Annotated in this window: 21 protein-coding genes and 1 pseudogene; 10 read left to right on the top strand and 12 right to left on the bottom strand. The window is 60.2% G+C overall.

The genetic code is table 11. The features are described 5' to 3' along the window. Positions 1-56: 56 nt before the first annotated feature. From AF337_RS34340 to AF337_RS45895, 4 genes are all read right to left on the bottom strand, one after another. Positions 57-1,220: an AAA family ATPase gene (locus AF337_RS34340; RefSeq protein ID WP_152971325.1), complete on the bottom strand. Its 1,164-nt coding sequence runs from the start codon at positions 1,218-1,220 to the stop codon at positions 57-59. A gap of 345 nt (positions 1,221-1,565) precedes the next feature. Continuing rightward, positions 1,566-1,829: a helix-turn-helix transcriptional regulator gene (locus tag AF337_RS34335; RefSeq protein ID WP_049735627.1), complete on the bottom strand. Its 264-nt coding sequence runs from the start codon at positions 1,827-1,829 to the stop codon at positions 1,566-1,568. A gap of 252 nt (positions 1,830-2,081) precedes the next feature. After that, positions 2,082-3,371, bottom strand: a complete 1,290-nt coding sequence (locus AF337_RS34330; RefSeq protein ID WP_049735568.1) for a tyrosine-type recombinase/integrase — start codon at positions 3,369-3,371, stop codon at positions 2,082-2,084. 393 nt (positions 3,372-3,764) lie between these two features. After that, a complete protein-coding gene (locus tag AF337_RS45895) occupies positions 3,765-3,992 on the bottom strand; it encodes a hypothetical protein (RefSeq protein WP_082336900.1) in 228 nt (75 codons plus the stop codon). Positions 3,993-4,178: 186 nt separating this feature from the next. Between AF337_RS45895 and AF337_RS34325 the strand changes: the two genes are divergently transcribed. From AF337_RS34325 to AF337_RS34320, 3 genes and pseudogenes are all read left to right on the top strand, one after another. Then, the gene (locus AF337_RS34325) at positions 4,179-4,382 is read left to right on the top strand and encodes a CsbD family protein (protein ID WP_049735567.1); all 204 of its coding nucleotides are present in this window, start codon (positions 4,179-4,181) and stop codon (positions 4,380-4,382) included. A 177-nt stretch (positions 4,383-4,559) separates the two neighbouring features. Next, a complete protein-coding gene (locus AF337_RS43880) occupies positions 4,560-4,730 on the top strand; it encodes a hypothetical protein (protein ID WP_167347831.1) in 171 nt (56 codons plus the stop codon). Between the two features lie 331 nt (positions 4,731-5,061). Beyond that, positions 5,062-6,577, top strand: a pseudogene (locus AF337_RS34320) (FAD-dependent monooxygenase). On the opposite strand, the gene AF337_RS34315 reads toward AF337_RS34320, so the two are convergent. Both AF337_RS34315 and AF337_RS34310 read right to left on the bottom strand, forming a co-directional pair. Further along, on the bottom strand, positions 6,574-7,305 hold the full coding sequence (locus tag AF337_RS34315) for a hypothetical protein (protein ID WP_049735566.1): 732 nt from the start codon (positions 7,303-7,305) through the stop codon (positions 6,574-6,576). The pseudogene AF337_RS34320 and the gene AF337_RS34315 overlap by 4 nt on opposite strands. Before the next feature lie 531 nt (positions 7,306-7,836). Beyond that, the gene (locus AF337_RS34310; RefSeq protein WP_049735565.1) at positions 7,837-8,019 is read right to left on the bottom strand and encodes a hypothetical protein; all 183 of its coding nucleotides are present in this window, start codon (positions 8,017-8,019) and stop codon (positions 7,837-7,839) included. A 308-nt stretch (positions 8,020-8,327) separates the two neighbouring features. Here AF337_RS34310 and AF337_RS34305 point away from each other — a divergent pair, with 308 nt between their 5' ends. Both AF337_RS34305 and AF337_RS46155 read left to right on the top strand, forming a co-directional pair. Continuing rightward, the gene (locus AF337_RS34305) at positions 8,328-8,621 is read left to right on the top strand and encodes a DUF982 domain-containing protein (protein ID WP_049735564.1); all 294 of its coding nucleotides are present in this window, start codon (positions 8,328-8,330) and stop codon (positions 8,619-8,621) included. Further along, positions 8,614-8,742 carry a hypothetical protein gene (locus AF337_RS46155; protein ID WP_280138885.1) on the top strand — a complete coding sequence of 43 codons (129 nt, stop codon included), beginning with the start codon at positions 8,614-8,616 and terminating at the stop codon, positions 8,740-8,742. The genes AF337_RS34305 and AF337_RS46155 overlap by 8 nt, the downstream gene beginning before the upstream one ends. A gap of 34 nt (positions 8,743-8,776) precedes the next feature. On the opposite strand, the gene AF337_RS34300 is transcribed toward AF337_RS46155, so the two are convergent. Further along, positions 8,777-9,604: a nickel-binding protein gene (locus AF337_RS34300; RefSeq protein ID WP_049735563.1), complete on the bottom strand. Its 828-nt coding sequence runs from the start codon at positions 9,602-9,604 to the stop codon at positions 8,777-8,779. 389 nt (positions 9,605-9,993) lie between these two features. On the opposite strand from AF337_RS34300, the gene AF337_RS34295 reads away from it, so the two are divergent. From AF337_RS34295 to AF337_RS34290, 3 genes are all read left to right on the top strand, one after another. Then, entirely contained in the window at positions 9,994-10,251 is a 258-nt protein-coding gene (locus tag AF337_RS34295) for a DUF982 domain-containing protein (RefSeq protein WP_049735562.1), read from the top strand. Between the two features lie 98 nt (positions 10,252-10,349). Next, the gene (locus AF337_RS42965) at positions 10,350-10,520 is read left to right on the top strand and encodes a hypothetical protein (protein WP_010069037.1); all 171 of its coding nucleotides are present in this window, start codon (positions 10,350-10,352) and stop codon (positions 10,518-10,520) included. Next, positions 10,520-10,801, top strand: a complete 282-nt coding sequence (locus tag AF337_RS34290) for a hypothetical protein (RefSeq protein WP_049735561.1) — start codon at positions 10,520-10,522, stop codon at positions 10,799-10,801. Before AF337_RS42965 ends, AF337_RS34290 begins: the two co-directional genes overlap by 1 nt. Before the next feature lie 69 nt (positions 10,802-10,870). On the opposite strand, the gene AF337_RS45890 is transcribed toward AF337_RS34290, so the two are convergent. Then, positions 10,871-11,281, bottom strand: a complete 411-nt coding sequence (locus AF337_RS45890; protein ID WP_244471368.1) for an SDR family NAD(P)-dependent oxidoreductase — start codon at positions 11,279-11,281, stop codon at positions 10,871-10,873. 123 nt (positions 11,282-11,404) lie between these two features. Here AF337_RS45890 and AF337_RS42960 point away from each other — a divergent pair, with 123 nt between their 5' ends. Next, positions 11,405-11,659, top strand: a complete 255-nt coding sequence (locus AF337_RS42960; protein ID WP_244471367.1) for a hypothetical protein — start codon at positions 11,405-11,407, stop codon at positions 11,657-11,659. 104 nt (positions 11,660-11,763) lie between these two features. Here AF337_RS42960 and AF337_RS34275 read toward each other — a convergent pair whose 3' ends face one another. Further along, positions 11,764-13,266, bottom strand: coding sequence for an FAD-dependent oxidoreductase (locus tag AF337_RS34275; RefSeq protein ID WP_049735626.1), 1,503 nt, complete (start codon positions 13,264-13,266; stop codon positions 11,764-11,766). Positions 13,267-13,310: 44 nt separating this feature from the next. Here AF337_RS34275 and AF337_RS34270 point away from each other — a divergent pair, with 44 nt between their 5' ends. Next, positions 13,311-13,823 carry a MarR family winged helix-turn-helix transcriptional regulator gene (locus AF337_RS34270; protein ID WP_049735559.1) on the top strand — a complete coding sequence of 171 codons (513 nt, stop codon included), beginning with the start codon at positions 13,311-13,313 and terminating at the stop codon, positions 13,821-13,823. A 23-nt stretch (positions 13,824-13,846) separates the two neighbouring features. Here the strand turns inward: AF337_RS34270 and AF337_RS34265 are convergent, their stop codons facing one another. The 3 genes from AF337_RS34265 to AF337_RS34255 are packed head-to-tail and all read right to left on the bottom strand — an operon-like array spanning position 13,847 to position 16,262. After that, entirely contained in the window at positions 13,847-14,236 is a 390-nt protein-coding gene (locus tag AF337_RS34265; protein ID WP_049735558.1) for a RidA family protein, read from the bottom strand. 38 nt (positions 14,237-14,274) lie between these two features. Continuing rightward, positions 14,275-14,856, bottom strand: a complete 582-nt coding sequence (locus AF337_RS34260; protein WP_049735557.1) for an NAD(P)H-dependent oxidoreductase — start codon at positions 14,854-14,856, stop codon at positions 14,275-14,277. Continuing rightward, positions 14,856-16,262, bottom strand: coding sequence for an FAD-binding oxidoreductase (locus tag AF337_RS34255; RefSeq protein ID WP_049735556.1), 1,407 nt, complete (start codon positions 16,260-16,262; stop codon positions 14,856-14,858). The genes AF337_RS34260 and AF337_RS34255 overlap by 1 nt, the downstream gene beginning before the upstream one ends. Position 16,263: the final 1 nt, after the last annotated feature.

Here is a 16,263-nt window from a genome sequence, read left to right as displayed (position 1 = left end):
TTTTTCGGGGGGTATTTTTGATTTTGGTTGTGGCTTTTCGCTCGGTTGTATCGGGGTCATTTTCTGGCCATCTCCAAAGCGCGTTCGCCTTCGGCCAAGATTTTTTTTCTGCCGCTGTAATCGCGAATCCATTTCTTCTTGGTCAGCGCATCAAGGTCTCGCTGGATCGTCGCGCGGCCCACGTTCAGAAGCGAAGCCAGCGCGGTTTGGTTGATACCAGGGCTCTGCTTGATCGCTTCGAGAATGGCGACCTCCCTATTGCCGGCCTGCCGCAAGATTTCACTTTCGCGGCCTTCTGGCAGGGGACGAATGATGGTGCATCCCATCTGATCGCCGCGCGCATCCAGCAGACCTTCCGGCCGGACAACCGATAGTTCCAGCTTGATCGGGTCGAAAGGGACGCCCCGGAACTTTCCGTGATTATGAAGCTCGACAATGCCGTTGTCGGCCCAACAAGTCAGATTGCCGTCCAGCTCGTTGGTGATGGCCGAGCCGCCGCGCGGCAGGAGATTACCCTTCGAAGCATTCTTAATCGGATGGGCGATAATCAGAGAGGCTGGTCTGTTGGGATGCGCCGCCGTCAGGTCGCGGAAATCGAGCGCAAGGTCGAGCATCGCCATGTTCGCATTATCATCGTCACCCTGAAAAAACGCTTGAAGTGAATCGAAGGCGCAGAAGGCGAGGTCGGGGCATCGTGCCAGATCGGAACGCACGGCGGCGACGGCGGTATCCAATGCAAACAGACCGTCATGCCAACGGATATCGACGGTTTCCGGCTCTATGCCCATTTCCGCACACAAGGCGAAAAATTGAATCCGCACGTTGTCCGGGTTTTCGGCAGCGAAGAACGCTACCGGACCTTTGCGGCATTTGCGCCCGCAGAACCATTCCCCGCGCGAAATCCGGATGGCCATCAGGAGCGCCACGAGCGTCTTTCCGTGGCCGGTAGGGCCGGTCAAGGTATAAGTGGAACCCCGCAGCAGAAGACCGTCGATCAAGTAATCCGGCGGCCGCATGCGTCCCATGAATTGTTGCGTGGTGACGAGGCCCTGATAGGGACGCTCCCGCCGCCTGCGGCCCTTACCGTATCCTAGCGGCACTGCGTCCGGCCTCGGCCCGAAATCGCGGTTACTGTCGCCGTTTCCTCGCCTCCGAGGCTGCTCTCGTGACCCGACCTCGGGAGGATCATCCGGGAACTCCGGCCAGAATTCATCTGCCACGTCGCTCGCTCCCCTTCCTGACGGGGTAAGGAGTCATCCTTCGATGTCGCGCGTAATCGGCATACAACCGCTGCCACGCCGCTTCGATCGAAACCAGAAACGGACCATCGGGCGGCGGTTCGAGCGATGACAGCAACCGGCGTCGGGATTCCACTTCGCGTGTGAAATCGCCGCGGGACGAGCGGATGTGCGCGAGCAGCCATTTGTGGCGGCGGACACGGTCGAGCCGTTGAACTTCAGGCGATGGAGGAGTAGGCTCCTCGCTGTCCAACCGCTGCCGTGGTAAGACATCTTTTTGAAGGCCGCACGCTGCACCAGCGAGCGGCCTTCGCCGTATTTGTTGCTTCATGAGTCACCCGGCGCGCTCTCTTCCTCAGCAGCCTTGAGCTGCGGCGGCACGTGCTTCGGCGGTTCAGCCCGTGTGCGCCGGTAGTCGGACTTCGCCCGGCGATCAGCCTCATCAAGCTCGTCCTCGTCAAAATAATGTCGATTGGCGATCAGCGCCGGTTCTGGAATGCGACCGGCCCTAAGCCATCTCGTGATCGTCATGTCGGAGATGCCGCCGTAGCGCTTCCTGACTTGCGCCCTGGTAATAAATTTCTTGGCCATGAGCGTGCCTTCTCTGTCGTTAGGAACCTCTTCGGCTTGGCACTCCAGGCGACCTTCCAAGGCCACTACCGAACCAAATCAACTCCCATCAAACGACAACACCTGCGCTCAATGCAAACAGTATTTACATCCAGTAATTTTATTTACCTGCAAGTAAAACTTGCGGTATACAGTCATCGCCTCACTTTTTGGCAAGCAAAGCTTGCGCATACAACTCACCAATATGCCGGATCACAAGGAAATCACGCGATTTTATTCGCCGGTCTCCCGCAAGGTTACCTTGCCGAACGAAATGACATTAGAACCCGGTTCGGCGGCGATGATCGACCTGACGTGTCTCTCCCAACCTGTCAGGGCCTGTTTTTTCTCGCGATCATAGTCGTAGCGATTGTATACTGCTGCGACGCCTTTGATCGCGCCGCTCTTATGATTCAGCACGGCCTCAATGACATGGGGTTGAACCCCTTGTGCAGCCATACCGCTTGCCGCCGTTCGCCTGAAATCATGCAATACCCACGGTGCGATCTTGACTTCCTCCGGATCGTTGCACCGTTCCTGTGCCTCTCTGCGAGCGATCTTCAACATCGCGGCATCTAGTCGTTCCTTGGCCTTGGAAAAGCCGCCCACGGTCGTTTCGCCGTTGGTAGTAAAGAGGAGATCTGACGCATTGATAACAGGCAGCGACTCGATAAGACTGATCGCCAGCGGCGTGACCGGCACAAGATGCTCGCGGCCGTTCTTAGCCCTCGCTGGCGGGATAACCCACACGGGGTCTCTGGCTTTCAAGTCGAATTCTGAGCGGGATGCTCCTGCTACTTCCTCCTTGCGCTGGGCCGTCACTGCCAACATTTTGAATAGAGGCCCGAAAGGCCATCCGATCTCGTCCGCCGCGAGCCATGCCCAGCGAAGCTCCGTGTCAGAAAGAACCCGGTCACGGGCTTCCACTGTCGCGGGAGGCTTCAGACCGCCCATAGGCGAAACTTCGAGAATTCCCCGTTCAATGCACCAATTGAAAAATTTCTTAAGCAGCGCATAGGTCCTCACCGCCATGGTCGGCACGCCGCGGTCAACCATGTCGTCCAGCAGACTGATGACATCACGGCGGCGGATAGCCGTGATCATCTTCCCTTTCATTTTCGGCTTGATCTCCCGCCTGATCGTATTCTCTACATCGTAGGCGGTGCGACCGTTGTTCTTCGCCTTGACGTGTCGTTTCAGAAATTCGTCGAGCACATTCTCGGTGAGATTATCATCGCTGGTCGCCTCCTTTTTTTCGGCGTGCGGATCACGGCCCTCGTCAAGGGCGCGCATGACGCGCCCAGCTTCCTTACGGGCATCCGCGAGGCTCCACGCCGCGACGCTGCCGATCGTAAATTTAGGCTTGCCTTTGTAGCGCACAGCCCAACTCTTCGCCGCCCCCGGAGCCGGCTGGATGATGAGGTAGAACCCCCTCAAGCTGGGGTCGGGTATCTCTTGCCGCTTGTCCGTCGCCTGGACGGAATCGACCCATTTTGATGTAAATGCGCTCTTCGCCCTTGTCATTTTCCACCCCTCAATATTTTCCCCGGAACATCCGGGGGAAACCTGGGGGAAAATTATAAGAGGGATTGCAAGTGTTGGCGAGTGTTTATTAGTGATGGTCTAAATAACTGTAAAACTTGCCGTATTTATGAATGTATGGAGCTGTCATGCTGGTGACTGTTGGCGCTAGAATCTGGTCTGCAACTTACTTTTAATCAGTAGGTCTCGGGTTCGAACCCCGACGCTCTCACCATAAAATCAATAATTTACCGGAAAATTTGTGAGATTTGTGACCGCAAAAAAGTCACACGCGTCACACGGCCGTTTTAGTTGGTCGACCGCTTCTGCGTCGCCTCGATCCGCTGCAGAATCTCTTTCACCACGCGCAGGTCGCCGGTCGAGCGCGGCTCGTTGTCATGAATATCCGCCAAAAGCCAAGAGAAGTGCGCCAACCGCAATCACAGCCATGGCTGGCCAATTTTGCGATACGCCGAGGAACCTCAGGCCTTGGTGCCGCGGTTCGAGGGTGCTGCCGCCTTGCGGCATCTGGTGCGGGTCACTCGGCCTTCGGCTGAGCGCCGACCGAAAGAGAACAACAACGCCTCCAATTATCAGGGCCGCACCGATCAGGATTGCCCACATCGTCGCCTCCGCTAGGGACCAGGGTGTAGGCTAAACCAGATCCGGATCTGATTGTTCCCGCGTCACCACCGCTACGCGATTGTTCATGAAATCGACCCGCACCATCGGGTCTCGCGTCGCCCAATATCATCGGAACACTTACCCTTCATCCCCGTTCCTCTATTCCAACGATAGGAGGAAATACCCATGGATTGGAATCGCGTTGAAGGTAACTGGAAGCAGATGAAGGGCAAGGTGAAGGAGCAGTGGGGCAAGCTCACTGACGATGACCTTGACGTCATCGATGGCAAGCGCGATCAGCTCGAAGGCAAGATCCAGGAGCGCTACGGCTACGAAAAAGACCGTGCGAAAAGAGACATCGACGACTGGTACGGCCGCCAGCCCTGGTAATCAGCGAGACTCGCCTGTCTTAAGCCGCCGGCTTTTGGTCGGCGGCTTATCTGTGCAGGTCGCGGCTTCGATGAAGTGCAACGCGGCATGTGGGAAAAGCGTCATCGACAGACTTCCATTCTCGGAACCGGAAGTGCTCGCAGTGAATTTGAACACTGAGCAATCTTGGAGATCCTCATGGACAGGACACCGAAAACGGCAATCCGTGGGATGATGTTGTACGTACTCGCTCTTCTCGTCCTGGGCGTTCTGGCGGGGGCCGTTTATACCATCTATGGCCATCCCGCCGATCCGTCCGAGCAGCCGGCGGCCGAGACGATTCCGCAAAAGGCGCCGCCGCCGCAGTGAGGCTGTAGCAAATATTCGAATGATCGCTTTCGAGCACGAAGGGTGATTCCGGGAAGCGCTTGCCGCATCCGCGCCCACCCGGTCAGGTCGTGTTGAAAAGCCTGGATTCTCCGGCAGGAAAGCAGCAAGCGGCAATCAATATGGCTTCGAAAAGCAAGGCGGAAATTCCTGTCGCAAGTCCTTCCAACCAGTAGAGATCTCTATTTATAGGGAGAACAACCTGCGACAGGCAAAATCGTCACCCGGCAGGCCGGGTCAATTTGGCGCTCCGCAGTGGTTGGGCGTTTCTTGGAGTTCTGAGATATCGGCCTCGGAACTGAGGAGTTTGCAGATGAGAGAACATGCCGTCGTGATTGCCGGAGGAGGGCCGACGGGGCTGATGCTGGCGGGCGAATTGGCTCTGGCAGGTGTCGATGTCGCGCTCGTCGAGCGCCGGCCGAACCAGGAAGTCGTCGGTTCGCGCGCCGGTGGGCTGAGCGCGCGCACGCTCGAGGTTCTCGATCAGCGGGGCGTGGTCGACCGGTTTCTCGCGGCAGGGCAGATCGCCCAGGTCACCGGGTTTGCCGTCACGCGGCTCGATATCAGCGATTTTCCGACACGGCACAATTACGGGCTGGCGCTGCGGCAGAAGCATATCGAGCGCATTCTGGCCGGATGGGTCGGCGAACTGCCGGTGACGATCTATCGTGGCCGCGAGCTGACCGGATTTGCGCAGGACGATACCGGCGTCACCATTGAACTCTCCGATGGTTTCCAGCTCAGGGCAGGCTACCTCGTCGGCTGCGATGGCGGCCGCAGTCTGGTTCGCAAGATCGCGGGCATTGAATTTCCGGGATGGGATGCGACGACCAGCAATATTCTGGCCGAGGCCGAGATGGAGGAGGAGCCGCCGCTCGGCGTCCATCGCACGGCGCTCGGCATGCATGCCTTCGGCCGCGAGGAATATGAAATCCGCGACGGCAAGGTCGTCTTTGCCAGTGAAGGTCCGATCAACGTCATGGTGACGGAAAAGACTGCCGGCGCTACTACAAGCGAACCGACGCTCGGCGACCTCAGGCAAACCCTGATCGAGTCATGCGGAACGGATTTTGGAATCCACAGCTTAAGGTGGATTTCCAGGTTCACCGATGTCGCGGCAGGCGGCGGCTTACCGCAACGGCCGCATCTTCCTGGCCGGCGATGCCGCGCATGTGCATTCTCCGGTGGGCGGGCAGGGCCTCAACACCGGCGTGCAGGATGCCGTCAATCTCGGCTGGAAGCTGGCGCAGGTGGTGAAAGGAATATCGCCGGAAAGCTTGCTCGACACCTATCACGCCGAGCGGCATCCGGTGGCCGCCCGCGTGCTGCGCGCGACGATGGCGCAGGTCGCCTTGCAACGGACCGATGACCGCACCGAAGCCTTGCGGGAGATCGTCCTGGAACTCCTCGCGATCGACGAGCCCCGCAAAAAGATCGCCGCCGAAATGTCCGGACTGGCCATCCATTACGAGTTCGGCGAGGGGCATCCGCTGCGCGGCCGCCGCATGCCCGACCTCGACCTCACCACGCCCGATGGCCCGCTCCGCGTCTATGTGCTGCTCCAAAATGCGCGGCCAGCGCTGTTGAATCTCGGCGCACCCGGCAGCCTCGACATCACGCCATGGTCAGCCCGCGTCCAGTTGGTTGACGCCAGCTATGACGGCGCATGGGAGCTGCCGGTGCTGGGCGCGGTCTCCGCCCCAACCGCAGTGCTGATCCGGCCCGACGGCTATGTGGCGTGGGTGGGCGAGGGCAAGCCGGATGGTCTCCACGAGGCGATGACGACCTGGTTCGGACCACCGGCCAATGCCGAAAAGACTCCGGCCTAAGCGGCCAGCGGCATCGAACCGCAATCCGATATCGCCTCGGCCCCCGGCATGGGTTTGCCGCGGCGCTCCCATGTCCGGCGGCTGATGCCGAAAGCGTCCCAGGGGCGGGCCTGGCTGAAGGAATTGGCGAGATAGTCGGCTCTGGGAAGCGCGCCGGCGGCGCGGCGTTGCTCCTCTTTCCGGCTTCGGTTGCGCTGGCGCCGCTTTTCCTTTTGAAGCCTTGCTCTTTTCGCCTTCGGCACATCGAAGGCGCCGATCGTGCGGATATCGAGGGCGCACCGTTCGGCGTAGCTCACATGCAGCGCATGGCCGAGCGCGTCGGCCGACAAGGCGGAAAAACGCACCTTCGTCCGCTCGTAGATGATCTCCTCCACGTCGGCTTTCCCAGCCCAGGGAAGCCATCGCGCCGCCCAGCCGAGAACCACGTCGACGAAGTCTTGTCCGAATTCGACAAGGGCGAGGCTGGCGATCACCTCGACATAGATCAATGCGTCGTCCGCCTCGGGTACGATGTCGCCATGGCGATGCCGGATCAATTTTTCGATCTCGCGCATCCGGCCGCGGAAATGGTTCCAGTGGCCGCCTCGCGCACGACGCTGCGCCGCCTTGTACCCCAGCAGGCAGTCGCCGACTTTGACAACTGAAACATCCCGGGCAGAACCGGAGTGATCGGCTTCTGCAGCCCGCTTCCTGGATTCAGTCGCTTTATGCACGCCAAGACGTTCCATCGAATTCCCTCGCGACCGGCCCCGGGGTAGGCCGAAACGCTTGACTGTAAAGGAAGTCGAGGGGGGTGATGTAGCCTATCCGAGCGTCATTCGGTGGATTATTGACGAAACGGCAATGGAGCGCGGTTCGACGCTCAGCGGACAACACGCGCAAACAGCGTTCGGCCCGCCAAAGCCGACAGAGACAAGTCGCTCCGAAGATCGGCGTCAGAGGGTCTCATCTCCATCCGATCGGCGTGGAGAGAGGGCCCATCGCCACAATTTACATCAATCAGCGAAAGCCAAAGAAGCTCAAAATCGCGAGCACGATGACGACAGCGCCGACAAGCCAGATCAAATTGTTCATTGGGAACCGTTCTCCTGTTTGAATTGAGCCAACCGTGACCCGTTGACTTAACTGCGGGGCGAGCTTGCGGTTCCCTAACCACTCCTATTGCTGTAACGCGCTTCCTCTCGCGACGCAGTCATACCGCGGCTGCTCCCTGGGGCAATCGCGGCGATGCTCCGCACCCATGTCGGCCGCTCGCACCTTCAATAACTGCACGAGCGTGCGTTGCCGGGCCTGAAGCCCCCCGCGCAGGCCGGGTTGATCGATGTATCCCGCTGGTACTGAAAATCTTCGCGATCGGGCTTGCCAGGCGTGGTGCAGGATGAGCTGATCGCGGACGCGCCGAGCAGCGCCCCGGCAGCGATAAATGTGAGAAATCGGTTCATCTAGGCTCTCCCCTGCGGAGTTGATCTTGGTCACAATCTACCACGCCGTCACGAGCCTACACGAAAACTTCCGGCGCGCTTGATCACGCTTGGCTGAACACGTGTGCGAGGGATCAGTTAACCTTGGGCGTGTGCGTTTGAACCTTGATCGCTGATCAATTCACTCAAGATAATCTCATCGAGCTATTCTGCCGTTATGGAAGTAGTTGCGGATGCTTTTGGGTAGGGGTGGCCGATTTTGTCTTGAATGAATCAAGGTTTTTCAGTAATATTATGCCATAAAAAAGTAATATAAATGGGAGGATACTATGACGGAAACTCGGTTCGATCCGGTTTTGCTTCATCGTCAACATTTCATCGCTGAGATCACCTGTCTCGATGAAATCTTCGATTTTCTGGATGAATGGCCGGAGGACAAACGAGGTCTGGCATATGACACGCTGTTGAAGGCGTGCAGAGACACCGCCAGCGGGCGTTTCCCGCTGAGCGCTGCGCGCGAGAATTTCCGGCGTTTTCTGAAGATGTCGGGCGTGCTTGCCAAGGTCGAGGGCGCCCCCAAATTCGAGCAGCTGATGGGCGATCGAAATATCGGCAATGCCTGATTGGCAGAATGAACAAAAACGCGCCGGCACATCACGTGCGGCGCGTTTTGGTTTTGATGGCGGCTGCCTGCCGGACGTCTATTTCCTTGCCAAAAAAGCGGGACGACAGACATCTGCATGAGGCGGAGGTGACCCCGGGGAATCTTGGCGGAACCTCAAGCAAGCCCGCCATTCGCCCAGTCGCACCGGAAGACCATCATCGGCTTCGAAAAGCCCTTGAGCCGTCGGCGCGAGGCGTGACCGAAGAGATCGGCGGCGCCATATTCCCGAAAGATATTCTCCGAGACGAGGATCTGGTCGCTGGACGCGACCGCACAGAGCCGTGCGGCGAGCTGGACGGTCGAGCCGAACAGGTCGTTGCTGTCCTCGACCGGCTCGCCGCAATCCAGCCCGATGCGGATATGGATCGGCTCGGTGTTGCCGCCGTTGTAAAGCTGGAATTCCTTCTGGATCGCTATGGCGCATTCGACGGCGGCCGTTGTCGAGGAAAAGGCCGCCATGATGCCGTCGCCGGTGTGCTTCACTTCGCGGCCGGAATTTTGGCCGAGGCATCGGCGCACGATCGCGTCATGGGCTCTTACCATTTCGGCCCCGATGCGATCGCCGAGCCGCGCCGTCATCTCGGTCGAGCCGACGATATCGGTAAAGAGAATTGCCCGGTGGCCAGGATCCACATCGGCCGAGGATTGGCCAGGCACCGGCTCGGGGTCATGAATTCGGCCGAGAAAAGCCTCGACCGCTGACAAAGCCACCTCGACCACCTCGCCGGCGACGAAGCCATGCGCCTCGCGATGCACACATTGTGCGGTTTCCACGTCGGGAGCATCGATGAGGCAGAAGGCCGTCCCGCGCCGCTGGTCGAACCAATAGGTGAGGAACTTGACGCCGTAGCGATCCTGAATGTCGAGATCCATGCGATGCGCCCGGGCAACGTCGGCCGCCGACGTTCCCTCGAGAAAGTGCCGGTCCATGAAGATAGGCATCGCGCATCCTTCCAGAACCGCCGCGTGCAAGGAATGACACTGTACGGTCTGGATGCTTCCGCGTCCACCTTTGGCACAATCAAAGAATGAATATTCAGGCTGTTGCTTCCAGAAAATTCGATGCGTTGATGTAAATTCTATAGAATACTAGGAAAAGGCCGGATTTTAATGAGTAGGACAGGAGGGCGAAGCCTGATATTTACCATAATCTGTCGTTTGGTAACTGAGCGCGGGTTTCTCGGGGCCGATCGGGACGCTTTAAGCGTTGCATGTGCTCAAAGCGCCTGGCTGGAGGGGCGAAGGAGCCTGTCGGTTCCCGGCCCCGCCAACGGCACGCAAATTGCATCGTTAACTCGTAAGCTCACGGAAATTGGAAAAGCTGTAGTAAAGTGAGACAGACGGCAAATTTTAGACCGGTCGGCTTGGCCTCAGTGGGGCTCGGCCATTATGCCGTTATTAACTCTGTGTGGGACGCCGCGCGCACGCTGCTGCGCGATTGGCCGGTCGATGACGGCGAAGACTATTTCGAAGCCGTGAAGTCATGCCTGGATGCGATCATCGGCGATCTGCCGCCGGAAGAGGTGCGCGCATCCTTTATCAGAGCTGCGCAGGAAGCCGGCATCGCCGTCATCGAAGCTGCCGACTGAACATCCATCTGATCCACCGTCCTGAACACCAGCCCCCCGACTTGACTTTTTCGGGATGAGGTTTAATTTAGAACAAAACAGGAACATTGGAGATGGTCATGACACATACGGAACAAGTGATCGCCAACGCCCTAGCCCTTGTCGAAGCGTCGCGTGCGGCGCGTGAGCGCGATCAGCTGCGACGCGCCGCCTGGCAGAGAAAGGTCGAACTCAGCCGGCCGCTGCCACCTTTGCCGCGTCCGGTTCAATTGCCATTGGCACTGAACTGATGCAGCCGGCAAAGATCCTGGAACCCGATCCCATGTGGCCCGATCCGGCCTTGCCCAGTGCTGCCTTGCCTGATGCTGCGTCGCCCGATGCTGCTTGGCCCGATCCTGCCTGGGAAGTCGAAGCCGTGCTGGCCTGGCATGACGACAATGCCAAGGCGGCGATCCGCTCGCTGCTCGACGATTGTAAACATCTCCGCCAGCAGCTGGCGCTGGCGGAGGGGGCGATGAGCCGCGGGATGACCCGAGGCTGGACGCCGCGATACAAACGCGACGCCCTCTGACACAACAGAGCCTCGCGCAGCCGCGCGTCTTTTGCGGACGCGCCTCGCAAAGAGCGCGCCGAAGCGCCGTCAGATCTGCGCCCAGCCACCGTCGACGCACAATTCCGAGCCTGTGATGTAGGCCGAGTCGTCGGAGGCGAGGAAAAGGACTGATTTGGCGATCTCATCGACAGTGCCGCTGCGGTGCATGGGGATTTGGCCGTGCACCTGCACCTTCGTCTGTTCGATCATCTCCTCGTTCACGCCGGCTTTGCGCGCCTGATCCGTATCGATGTAGCCGGGAGCCATGGCATTCACGCGAATCCCTTTCTCGCTCAGTTCCACGGTAAGCGAGCGTGCCAGCGAGCGAATGGCCGCTTTCCCCGCTGAGTAGACGCTGACATAGGGGCGGCCTTGTCTGCTCAGCGGTGTTGGCGATCGAGAAATCGAATTCTTCCTCCGACATGTATTCGAGCAGGTTTGGCTTCGCTCCGCCGGCATTCGCAAAGATGATGTCGACGCGACCGTGCTTTTTCTCGATATGGTCGCGAAGCGCGTCGATATCAGCGATTCTGGAGATATCGCTCGCGCGCCGAGGTCTCTCCGGCCCTCTATCCCATCGCCATGGAACTGGACGCCCGCGCGTTGATCGAGGCCGCGACCCGGCGAAGCGCAAGCGCCATCGAGGCGATGCTATCCACAGAGGATGGCCGTTTCGCCGATCCGGGCCTGCTGGCGCAAACGCTGACGGCAGCGCTTTACGGAACGGTTCCGCCCTTCTGCCACCGCGTTCTGTCCGCCGCCGATGCTCACGAGGCCGAAAAGCAGCTGACGATTATGTTTCGCTCTTATCTGGTCGCGCAGCCGAGGCAGGATTGAGAGATCGCGCGCCGCGCGCGTCGACCTCAGCAAGCCGCGCAGAAGGGCGATGGCCAGGCGTTTTGAAGGGCATCCTTTATGGAGGCTTTTCCCCCGGCCGGCGCTCAGACATCATGTTCGAAACCGACATGTGCCAGATAGTCTTCCAGCGCCCAGGCCTCAGCCGAGGCGACGATGGCGCCGACATAACCATCCGGGCGCACCAGCATCCAATCGCCTGGGGCCAGGCCATAGGCCTCGCGGAAATGCCCGCCTTTATCGATGACGTCGCCGCCTTGGCAAATCCTGTGGATGTGCAGCCCCAAGCGTGGCGGCACGGTGACTTGCCCGACCTCATAGCCGAGCAGCGTCCAGTGAGCGCCCTTGAACAGGTCGAACAGACGCCTCGGCTGGCCGGCTGCACCGGTCAGCGGCGCATCGGGCGCACGGTCGCCGGCCAGCAGGCCGCTGCGCCGCTCCGGCTTTCCCAGAGCGAGGGAAGACTCGGTATAGCCGATATCGAGCTGATGGACCTCGCGGCCGCGCCTGAAATCGCCGCGCTTCAGAGCATCGAGAAGACCGGTGGCAAGACCGAGCATTGCCGCTGCGATCGGGCGGCGCTCTTCCTCATAGCTGTCGAGCAACGCATCCGGCGCGCCGCCGGCGACGGCCGCCAGCTTCCATCCGAGATTATAGGCGTCCTGGACGCTGGTATTGAGACCCTGGCCGCCGGTCGGCGGATGCGTGTGAGCGGCATCGCCGACCAGGAAGACGCGGCCGAGCCGGTAGCGATCGGCAAGCCGGGCGTTCATGTGGAAGGCCGATGCCCAGGAAACCGATCGGACGTGAATATCGTCGCGGCCGGTGCGCTCCGCCACCAACTCGGTCAGACCCGCCGCGGAAAGATCGAACTCGCCTTCGAGCGGGATCGGTCCCTGGATCTGGAACAGTTCCGTTCCTGCGAGTGGGCATAGCCCGATCTGCCGCCGCATGTCGCCTTCGCCGAAACGATGCCAGGCGTCGCGATCCAGACCCGTCAGCATGACATCGGCGACGATGGCGCGCACGCCGAGCGTCTTGCCGGGAAAGCCGATATCAAGCGCGTGGCGCACGAAGCTGCGGCCGCCATCGGCGCCGACGAGCCAGCGCACGCGGACGGTTTCTTCACCGGACGGGCCCTGCAGCCGCGCCGTCACGCCCGTATCGTCCTGCTCGAAGCCGATGAGTTCACATCCGAAATCCGGGCGGTGCCCGAGTTCGAGCAGACGCTCGCGCATCACGCCCTCGGTCAGGAACTGCGGCACCATCAGCGGAAAATGGTAGGGTTCGGCGGGCGTCGGCTCCGCGCGCAGGACGGCGTCGGATTCACTGACGCTTCCATCGTCGCGATATTCCCGCTGCCGGGGATAGGCGCCGCCGAGCGCGACGATCCGGTCGAGGATGCCGAGATCCTCGAAGACCTCCTGCGTTCTTGGTTGGATGCCCTTGCCGCGCGATCCGCGGAACGGGTCGTTCAATTTCTCGATCAGGCGAAAGCTGACGCCGCGCCGCGCCAGCTCGATCGCCAGCGTCAGGCCGGCAGCACCAGCTCCTGATATCAGCACGTCGACTGCAGAATTCTGTGTCATCGTCATCTCCATATGTGTATTATGCACATAATTGGAGAATCGATATGGCGTCAAGAAAAAATGTGCAAAATACACATATGTCGGAGAAGCTGCGCGAGTTGCATGGGGCGTTGATCGAGATCGTCAGCGTCATGAACCGTCCGCAGCGCGACGAGCAGATGGTGCGCGAGGCGGGGATTTCGCTCGATCGCGCGCTGTTTCCGCTGCTGGTCACGGTGGAACGCCTCGGCCCGATCGGCGTGGTCGAGCTCGCCGACCGTGCCGGGCGCGACTACACCACCGTCAGCCGTCAGGTCGCCAAGCTCGAAAGCCTCGATCTGGTGGAGCGGCGCGGAAGTGCCGCCGACCGCCGCGTGCGCGAGGCGGTCATCAGCCCGAAAGGCAAGGCGATGACCGACCGCATCGACCTGGCGCGCGAAAGGGTCGGCCGCGCCATCTTCGAGCGCTGGGACGAGCACGACTTCAATGAGCTGGTGCGGCTGATGCGGAAGTTTGCGGAGGATATCGGCGATGATGCCGGCGGCGAGGTGGGAGAATCCCGGGGAGAGGGCGGCTGACGAGGGCGCGTCCCTGGCTCTCTTCAGCAAAACAGTTTGGCGGCGGTGACTTCCACTTCCACGAGGAATTCGGGGCGGGTGAAGCCGCTGACGATGATCAGCGTCGAGGCCGGCTTCGGATCGAGTGTATAGCGATCCCGCATGGCCATATAGGCGGGGAAATCCTCGCGCTTCGTCACAAAGCCTGAGATGCGGATGACGTCGGCAAAACTCATTTCCGCCTCGGCGAGAATTGCCTTGATGGCCTCGAAGCAAAGTTCTGCTTGCGCGCCGATATCCCCCGGCACTTTCTCGTCGAGACCGATGCCGAGCTGGCCGGAGGTCACGAGCAGCGAGGCGCCCGCCGGCACCAGCAGCCCGTGATTGTAATTTCCGAATGGACGGCGGACAGACGGGGGATTGAAAATCTTCATAGGCCTTTCCTAGGGTACAGCGAGGAAGATGCGGGCTCTCAAAACCGCTCCATCGCCGTCTTCACCTTCTCCAAAAAACTGGCCCGGCTTTCCGGCGTGCAATTGTTCATGTCGTAATGGGCAAGAAAGGTGACCGGCCGCAGCGGATTGATCTGCGCCCTCAGCACACGCTTGACGATTTTCTTCGGCGGGTTGCCGGCCGCGAAGGCGCGAAACGGCGTCGCGCCATATGTCAGCACGGCCGCGAGTTTCCTGATGTGGCGCAGCCGCGATTCCACCTTGCCGTCGACCAGTTCGAAGGAGACGCCGGGAAGCCAGACGCGGTCAAAATAGCCCTTCAGGATCGCCGGGAAGCCGAAATTCCAGATCGGCGTCACCAGCACTAGCGCTTCGGCCTGCTTCAGCCGATCGACATAAGATTTCACCAGCTCGGTATTGCCGGGATAATCGTGATAGGCGAGCCGGTCGTCTCGGGAGAGCACCGGATCGAAATTCTCGGCATAGAGATCGCACGCATCCACCTCGTGACCGGCCTCTTCCAGGCTTTCCAGCGTCTGTTTGTAGAGCGCCTTGCCGTAGCTTTCCTCGACCGGATGCGAGTGAAGAACGAGAACTCTCATCAGGCCTCCATGACGCTCGCCAGCCCCGGGAAGAGATAATTCTTGCCGGCATTGAAATCGAAATCGGGATTTTCCCAGGCGATCATCTTGCCGGGGTTCAACAGCCCCCTCGGGTCCGTTTCCTGTTTGAAGGCGAGGTGTACCTTGTCGGTGCGCTTCATGCCGCCTTCCTCTAGCGTGTAACGATGCGGATTGAAGATCGGGCAGCCGTGATCCTGGTGGATCTTGATGATCTCCTCGAGGCGCTCCTCCGTGCTATAGCGCACCAGCGGCAGGCCGGAGCATTGGATCTGCCCGTCGAACCTGATGAATTCGAGATGTCCAGGCACTTCGTCGCCGAAGATCTCGACCATCTTGGCGACCTTGGCGACGTGATCCGGGCCTGGATACTGAACCTGCAGATAGGTGAAGCCGGGATCGACCTTCAGCGCACGCAGCGTCGTGTGGTTCCAGGCAAGCTCGTAGGCATGCGGAATACCTTTCATGCTTTCGACCGTGTCGGAGCGGAAGATGATCTCGCCCTTGTGGGCGGCTGAAAAGGCGAGGAAGGCATCCATCGAATGCGGCGCGATCATCAGCACCACCACCGACTGGCCCTTGCGGATATAGGGTTTGTGGCGGGTGAAATAGTCGTGCGGGATCGGTGCCGCGATCGGGGCGATTTCCTTGACGAGGATGCCGTTGCATTTGGCCAGCGCATCGGAGAAGCGCACCGATGCCATGAAGTCGTCATGGCCGACAAGCACGTCGACCCAATCATAGGCAGGGGCGAGCGGCATTTCGATTTCGGTGATGATGCCGTTGGTGCCGTAGGCATGGCTCACCTTCTGCAGATCCCAGCCGGTCAGGTCGAGCACGCGCGGCTCGGCCTCCATGGTGACGACGCGCAGACGCAGAATATTGCCGAGATCGCGCAGTCCGCCCCAGGTGATCGAACCGACGCCGCCGGAGCCGCCGGCGACGAAGCCGCCGACCGTTGCCGTCTGCGCCGTCGACGGGTGGAAACGCAGTTCCTGGCCCGAATGCGCCTTGGTCTGCTTGTCGAGCTGAGCAATGACGATGCCCGGTTCACAGACCACCCGGCCGGGATGGATCTCCTTGATCCTGTTCATGGCGGCAAGGTTCAGCACAATCCCGCCGGAAAGCGGCATGGCCTGGCCGTAATTGCCGGTGCCGGCGCCGCGCGGCGTTACCGGCACGCCATGCGCGAAGGCGACCTTCAGCGTCCGGATGACCTCGTCCTCGTTTTTCGGCGTGACGACGAGATCGGCCGTCACATTGTCGAGCTGCGCCTTCAGGATCGGCGAATACCAGTAAAAATCGCGGCTCTTCTGGCGCACCAGCGCCGGATTGTCCTCGATGGCGATGCCCTCGAGTTCTTTTTTGATCGTTTGATAATCCGGCATG

Source organism: Rhizobium ecuadorense, from assembly GCF_001187535.1.
In the GTDB taxonomy this organism is placed as follows: domain Bacteria; phylum Pseudomonadota; class Alphaproteobacteria; order Rhizobiales; family Rhizobiaceae; genus Rhizobium; species Rhizobium ecuadorense.
This window is presented reverse-complemented; position numbering and strand designations above follow the sequence as displayed.